This window comes from Sphingomonas sp. CCH5-D11 (genome assembly GCF_001557395.1).
Lineage (GTDB): Bacteria > Pseudomonadota > Alphaproteobacteria > Sphingomonadales > Sphingomonadaceae > Sphingomonas.
Genome location: NZ_LSKH01000269.1, coordinates 1 through 7022, shown reverse-complemented (window position 1 = coordinate 7022; position 7022 = coordinate 1). Strand labels below are relative to the sequence as shown.

Sequence of the window (7022 nt, the reverse complement as noted above, 5' to 3'; positions counted from 1 at the left end):
CCCGCCGATCGCGGCCCCGTCACGCCTCGCCCGCCGGGCGGCACCCGCCGGGCGGCTGACGGCCATGCTCAGGACGAAGGATAGGCGACCTTGAGCTGTTCCAGATAGCTGGGGTGCTTTGCCGGATCATAATAAAACGGCTTCAGCCTGGGGCGCATCCGCTCCATCACTTCGGCATTGAGATGCACTGCCGGCTTGTCCGCATCGGTCAGCACGGGATCGTATTTCTGATCCTTGAACTGCACCGTCTGCTGGAAGGTTTTCGCCTCCGTCACCAGTGACGGGGTGGTCATCAGGTCGATGACGGTGGCCGTCACCGCCTTGGCGCCCTGCACCGCGCCCTTGTGCGCGATCGGCGTCGCCATGGCGATGGCGGACAGCACGTTGTGGCCGATCATGCTGGGGATGTTGGAAGGGTAGCGCACGGTGATCGTCGGCACCGTCCACATCACGTCGCCGATATCGTCCGACCCGCCGCCCATCGTCTTTTCGCGATTGTCGGGGGTGGAGAGCGGCTTGACCTCGGTCGACAGCGGCTTCAGCTCGCGGCCGTTCGCCTGCTGCACCGATTTGGCGAAGGCCTGGTCGCCCGCGCTCCATTCAGGCATGCCGACCGCCTTGATGTTCGCCCAGGCCGCCTCGGCCAGCGGCTTGTTGCCGAAATTGGGCGCGGCATAACCCAGCGTGCGCTGCGTCACCGTGGTGCCGGTGCCCATCGCGGCGGCCTTGGCGATGGTGTTGCCCGTGTCGAACAGGGTGCGGACGCTCGCGAAATCCTTGTCGCGGAAATAATACCAGACGCTGGCCTTGTCCGGCACGATATTGGGCTGGCCGCCCCCTTCGGTCACCACATAATGCGACCGCTGGGTCAGCGGCAGATGCTCGCGTCGCATGTTCCACGCGACGTTCATCAGCTCCACCGCATCAAGCGCGCTGCGCCCTTCCCATGGCATGCCGGCGGAATGCGCGGTCTTGCCGTGGAAGGTATATTCGACGGAGACCATGCCGGTGTTGCCAAGATCGCCCCAGCCGGTGCTGAAGTCGCTGGAAACATGGGTGAAGATGCAGGCGTCGACATCCTTGAACAGGCCCGCGCGAACATAATAGGCCTTGGAGCCGAGCAGCTCCTCCGCGATGCCGGGCCACAGCATCAGGCGGCCGGGGATCCGGTTCTTCTCCATCACCTGCTTGGCGGCGATCGCGGCGGCGATCACCAGCGGCATGCCCGAATTATGGCCCTCGCCATGGCCCGGCGCGCCTTCCACCTGTGGCTTCAGTGCCGGGGAGCCGGGGATCTGGCTGAGCCCGAGCAGTCCGTCCACGTCGCTGCCAAGCGCGATCAGCGGGCCGCCGCTACCCCAGGTCGCCGTCCAGGCGGTGGGGATGCCGGCGACGCCCTTTTCGATCCGGAAGCCGTTCTTCGCGAGAATGCCGGTCAGATATTCCATGGTCTGGAATTCCTGAAAGCCCGGCTCGGCGAAGCTGTAGACCGAATCCACCATCTCCTGCACCAGCTTCGCCTGACGCTCGACCCCGGCGACGGCGTCCGCCTTCAGCCGCGCCTTGGCGGCGTCGTCAGCAGGCGCGGCGATCGCGGAAGGGGCCACCATGGCGGCGATCAGCGCAGTGGCAACAATTCGGCTTGGACGCATCGTTCTTCTCCCCCCAGAAAATCAGCAGTCGAATGTCAGGCCGGGTCGTAGCGCAGGCGCACCCTGGCGGCCGCCTCAGCCGCCACGCGCCGCGCGGCATCCGTGCTCTCGGCCAGCGCCAGCGCCACGCCCATGCGGCGATAAGGCCGAGTGGTCGGCTTGGCGAAGATCCGCACGTCCACCGTGCCGCCGGGCGTCGCCAGCGCATCGGCGAGGCCTTCATAGCCGACGGTATCGGACGCGCGATCGGCCAGGATCACCGCGGAGGCGGACGGGCCATGGCTGGTGATCGCCGGGATCGGCAGGCCGAGGATCGCGCGGGCGTGAAGGTCGAACTCGGTCAGATCCTGCGAGATCAGCGTCACCATGCCGGTATCGTGCGGGCGCGGCGACAGTTCGGAGAAGATCGCCGCGTCATCCTTGACGAAGAATTCGACCCCGAACAGGCCGTAGCCGCCCAGATCGTCGACCACCTTGCGCGCCATGTCCTGCGCCGCCGCGATCGCCGCGGCGGACATGGCGGCGGGCTGCCAGCTTTCCTGATAATCGCCGCGTTCCTGCCGGTGACCGATGGGCGGGCAGAACAGGACGCCTTCGCGCGTTCGCACCGTCAGAAGCGTGATTTCGTAATCGAAATCAACGAATTCCTCGACGATCACGCGCGCCCGGTCGCCGCCCATGTTGGCGACGGCATAATCCCATGCCGGCTCCAGATCGGCCTCGGCACGCACCGTGCTCTGGCCCTTGCCGGAGGAGGACATGACGGGCTTGATCACGCAAGGAAGGCCGGTGTGCGCCGCGCCCTCGCGCACTTGCTCCAGCGTTTCGGCATAACGGTAGCGCGACGTGCGCAGGCCAAGCTCGACCGCCGCGACCTCGCGGATGCCGTCGCGGTTCATGGTCATCACCGTGGCGCGGGCGGAGGGGACGATGGTGGTGCCGGCGGCTTCGAGTTCGGCGAGCACTTCGGTGCGGATCGCCTCCACCTCGGGGACGACGAAGTCGGGGCGGTGCTTTTCGACGGCGGCGCGCAGCAGGTCGGGATCGAGCATCGAGAAGACCTCGCGCGCGTCGGCAAGCTGCATCGCAGGGGCGTTGTCATAGCTGTCACAGGCGGTGACGTAGCACCCTAACCTCTTGGCGGAAATCACGAATTCGCGCCCGAGCTCGCCCGATCCGAGCAAAAGGATCCTTGCCGTGAACGCCATGTCCGCACCCGTCTGTATCGCAACAAGGACAGGAGTGGCGGGAATGGCGCGGCTTGTCCACGGGGGGCACGCGCACTAGCACCCGGCGAAAAGCGGCGGGAGGATGCATGACCGAAACCCGAAAACCGACGGTGCTGGCGTTCGATGTGTTCGGAACGGTGGTGGACTGGCGCAGCAGCATATCGGCGGAAAGCGGCCTGTTTCTGGCGAAGATCGGCCAGCAGCACATCGACGCCGGCCAGTTCACCGACGATTGGCGCAAAAAGTATCTGAGCGGCATGGCGGCCTATGCCAAATCGGGCCGCGACTTCACGATCCTGGACGTGCTTCACCGCGAAATGCTGGACGAGACGCTGCGCGACAAAGGGATCGATCCGGCGACGCTCGACCCCGCGCTGCTGCAGGACTGGACCTTCGCGTGGCGGCGGCTCAAGCCCTGGCCGGATTCGGTCGAGGGGCTGACGCGGCTGAAGCGGCGGTTCCCGATCGTGACGCTGTCCAACGGCAATATCGCGCTGATGCTGGAAATGGCGCGGTGCGGCGGGCTGCCCTGGGACGCGATCATGGGGGCGGAAGTGACGCGCGCGTACAAGCCCGATCCGCGCGCCTATCTGGGCACCGCCGAGGTTCTGGGCCTCGCGGCAGACGAACTGTGCCTCGTCGCGGCGCATCACAGCGACCTGACGGCGGCGCGCCGCTGCGGGCTGAAGACCGCGTTCATCGCGCGGCCGATGGAATATGGCGGCCGGCCAGCGCCCGACGCGAAGCTGGCGCAGGACTGGGAATGGTCGGCAGGGAGCCTGACCGAACTGGCGGATCAGCTCGGCTGCTGACACGGTGGGGCGGATTGTTCCGGTGACAGAATGCCCCAGTGGCAGAATGTCCCAGGGACAGAATGTCCCAGTGACAGAATGTCCAAGTGACAGGGTGGCTCGTTGGCGATACCGCGGGGTCGTGGACGCCATCCGGCACCTTCTGGCGCAACGCCATCTTGCCCTGCTGATCCTGGGCGCGGCGCTGCTGCTGAAGCTGCTGGTGCCGACCGGTTACATGATTGATGCCAGTGGCGGGCAGCTGTCCGTGATCGTCTGCCCGGGCGTGGTGCCGGCGCCGGCCGCGGCGCATCAGCAGATGGGCGGGCATCATGAGATGGCCGGCGCGCATCAGATGGCGATGGCGGGCGACGGCGCGCCGATGAAGCATGACGGCTCGGGCGGGCATGGCCAGGTGGAGATGCCGTGCGCCTTTGCCGGGCTGTCGGCGGCGGCGCTCGGCGCGGTCGATCCGATCCAGCTTGCCGCGCTGATCGCCTTTGTGCTGGCCATCGGCTTTGCGGCGGTGGTCCTGCCGGCGGTGGTCCGGCCGGTTTACTTGCGGCCGCCGTTGCGGGGGCCGCCGGCTTTCCTTTGATTTCTGGAGTCTGGTTCGGCTGGTCGAGGGTCGGCCGCCGCGACGCATTTGCATTTCGTCATGCCGATTTGTTTTGGCTTTCAGGGTGCCGCACAATCACGCGTCGTTGCGATTGCGGAGCCTTGGATCCCGGCGCGAGGCCGGGATGACGATTGTGCGGGGTGATCGACGGGCCGGTTAAGGCCGCTCGCGGGGCGGTGTTTCGCGCGATCTGGATCGGACTTTCATCGTTCGCGTGCCTTGTGGCGCGTCCATGAACTGCGGCCCGCGGGCGCCTGACGCGGCGGGCCGGTCAGAGGTAGTATCCATGTTCCGTTTTCATCTGCTGGCCGGCGCGGCGGCGTCATGCCTGCTGCCCGCCGTTTCCCTCGCCGCAACGCCGGTGGAGGGGGAGCAGGCCGATCCCGCCATCATCGTCACCGGGCAGCGCGATCCGTTGCGGCTGGAGGAGCGGCCGCAGGCGGCGAGCCGGCTGGGGCTGACCGTTCGCGAAACCCCGGCCAGCGTCGAGGTGCTGACGCAGGACGATCTTCAGGTGCAGGGCCTGCGCACCGCGCGCGAGACGTTCAACCAGGTGGTGGGCGCGATTTCGGGCAACGTGCCGGGCAATCCGGCGGTCGTTTCCCTGCGCGGCTTTGCCGGCAACACCGTGTCGATCCTGCAGGACGGGGTGCGCGTCTCCACCTCCACGGTGGTGCAGCGGGACAGCAACAACTGGCATTACGACCGGGTGGAGGTGCTGAAGGGCCCGGCGTCCGTGCTGTACGGCGAGGGCGCGCTAGCGGGCGTGATCAACAAGGTGACGCGCAAGCCGGTGTTGCGCGAGCGGCGGCTGGATACATTGCTGTCGATCGGAAGCTTCGACACATTGACGGCGGCGGGCGGGGTCAACCTGCCGGTTTCCGACACGCTCGCGGTGCGCGCGGACGCGAGCTACCAGCGATCCGACAGCCTGTATGACGTGGAGAATAACGACACGTTTTCCGCCGGGCTGACGGCGAGCGCGCTGTGGCGGCCGAGCGAGCGCGTCTCGCTGCTGATCGCGGTGGACCATTTCGAAGATCGCTATGACGCGACCTATCAGGGCCTGCCGCTGATCCCCCGCCAATATGCGCTGGACCCGAGCGATGCGGTCACGAGCGAGGCGGGGCTGGTGGCGGATCGCGCGCTGCGGCGGCGCAACTATAATCCGCAAGGCGCCTATTCGAGCGCGGACGAGACGACGATCCGGTCGCGGCTGGAATGGGCGGCGGGCGGCGGCTGGTCACTGGCGCTGGACCTGACCGCCTATACCGCGGACCGCGCCTTCCTGCTGGCCGACAGCCAGAGCTTCGTCGCGCCGGACGCGACCTTTCCCCACGGCAGCTTTCGGCAAAGCTATCAGGATTTCCGCCACGACCACCAATTCTGGAATGTGCGCGGGGCGGCGGCGAACGAGCGCGTGATCGCGGGGATACGCAACCGCTTGACGATCGGCGTGGAGCACAACCAGACCGATTTCGTCAGCCTGCGCCAACAGGCGCCAACATCGGTGCTGCCAGCGGTGGACGTGCGTGATCCGGCATTAGTGCCGCTGCCGACCGGCACGGCGATCTTCACCAGCGGCAATGTGACGTTCGACTCCCGGCTGCGCCAGACATCGGTGTTCGCCGAGGATGCGCTGAACCTGACGCCCAAATGGCTGCTGGTGGGGGGCGTGCGCTGGGATCACATCGCGTTGACCCGCGAGACGATCCAGAACGTGACGGGCTCCGTCGATCGCAACAGCCCGACATTCGACCCGCTATCGTGGCGCGCGGGAACGAGCTGGGACGCGGCCTCCGGCCTGACGCTTTATGCGCAATATACCACCGCGGTGTCGCCGGTATCCTCGATCCTGCTCGCCTCGGTCGCCAACAGCCGCTTCCGGCTGACCAAGGGTCGGGCGTATGAGGCGGGGTTCAAGGCGAGCGGCTGGGGCGGGCGCGCCAGCGTGACGGGCGCGGCCTATCGCATCGAGCAGCGCGACATATTGACGCGCGATCCGGCCAACCCGTCGCTGACGGTGCAGGGCGGGCGGCAATCCTCGCAAGGCATGGAACTGTCCGCCGTGGTCAACCCGGTAAAGGCGCTGCGCCTGTCGGCCGGGGTTTCCTACACCGATGCGCAATATGACGAATTGTCGGAGCTGATCGGCGGCGTGCGGATCGACCGCGCCGGCAATCGCCCGATCAACGTGCCGGAAACGACGCTGACCGCGTCCGCGCTTTACACCATCGCCGGCAAGGTGACGCTGGGCGGGTTTCTGCGCCATGCCGGGGCCTTTTACACCGACACGGCGAACAGCATCCGCGTGGCGGAGCATGAGGTGCTGGACGCCAGCATCTCGATGCCGGTCACGGCGAATGCGACGCTTACGGTGCGCGGGCGCAACCTGACCGATGCCTTTTACGGCGAATATTCGGGCTATCCGGCGACCAACATCTATATCGGCGCGCCGCGATCGTTCGAGCTGTCGCTGGCGGCGCGGTTTTGAGGGCGGGGGCAACGCTTCTTTCCGGGGCGGAGGCGCCGGACGTGGCGCCACGCCCGGCGGGATCACGTATGCGGCTGGCGGTGCGGCGGGTGCATCTGTGGCTGGGGCTGACGCTGGGGCTGCTGTTCGCGGTGATCGGCGCGACCGGCTCAGCGCTGGTGTTCTACACCGCGATCGATGCGGCGCTTCACCCGGTGGTGGGGGCGGGGTCGCGTGCTTTGCGCGGCGGGGTGTTGG

The 7022-nt window shown here is 67.2% G+C and carries 6 protein-coding genes; 4 read left to right on the top strand and 2 right to left on the bottom strand.

All coding sequences use genetic code 11. The annotated features are described in order from the left end of the window. Positions 1–68: 68 nt before the first annotated feature. Both AX702_RS16555 and purT read right to left on the bottom strand, forming a co-directional pair. Complete coding sequence (locus AX702_RS16555) at positions 69–1652, bottom strand: amidohydrolase (RefSeq protein WP_066781372.1); 1584 nt, start codon at positions 1650–1652, stop codon at positions 69–71. Between the two features lie 35 nt (positions 1653–1687). Continuing rightward, positions 1688–2860 (bottom strand): formate-dependent phosphoribosylglycinamide formyltransferase, encoded by a 1173-nt coding sequence (gene purT, locus AX702_RS16550; RefSeq protein WP_066781370.1) that lies wholly within the window; start codon positions 2858–2860, stop codon positions 1688–1690. Positions 2861–2967: 107 nt separating this feature from the next. Here purT and AX702_RS16545 point away from each other — a divergent pair, with 107 nt between their 5' ends. The 4 genes from AX702_RS16545 to AX702_RS21745 form a co-directional block, all read left to right on the top strand. Continuing rightward, a complete protein-coding gene (locus tag AX702_RS16545) occupies positions 2968–3693 on the top strand; it encodes a haloacid dehalogenase type II (RefSeq protein WP_066781369.1) in 726 nt (241 codons plus the stop codon). Between the two features lie 121 nt (positions 3694–3814). Next, entirely contained in the window at positions 3815–4270 is a 456-nt protein-coding gene (locus tag AX702_RS16540) for a DUF2946 family protein (protein WP_066781368.1), read from the top strand. 307 nt (positions 4271–4577) lie between these two features. After that, on the top strand, positions 4578–6785 hold the full coding sequence (locus tag AX702_RS16535; RefSeq protein WP_066781374.1) for a TonB-dependent receptor: 2208 nt from the start codon (positions 4578–4580) through the stop codon (positions 6783–6785). A gap of 41 nt (positions 6786–6826) precedes the next feature. Beyond that, positions 6827–7022, top strand: a 196-nt coding sequence (locus AX702_RS21745) for a PepSY domain-containing protein (RefSeq protein ID WP_197420653.1), incomplete at its 3' end; no start/stop codon positions are given.

Bases quoted from the DNA above. Each gene is read 5' to 3' on its own strand.
- AX702_RS16555 (WP_066781372.1), bottom strand. From the start codon at position 1,652: ATGCGTCCAAGCCGAATTGTTGCCACTGCGCTGATCGCCGCCATGGTG.
- purT (WP_066781370.1), bottom strand. From the start codon at position 2,860: ATGGCGTTCACGGCAAGGATCCTTTTGCTCGGATCGGGCGAGCTCGGG.
- AX702_RS16545 (WP_066781369.1), top strand. From the start codon at position 2,968: ATGACCGAAACCCGAAAACCGACGGTGCTGGCGTTCGATGTGTTCGGA.
- AX702_RS16535 (WP_066781374.1), top strand. From the start codon at position 4,578: ATGTTCCGTTTTCATCTGCTGGCCGGCGCGGCGGCGTCATGCCTGCTG.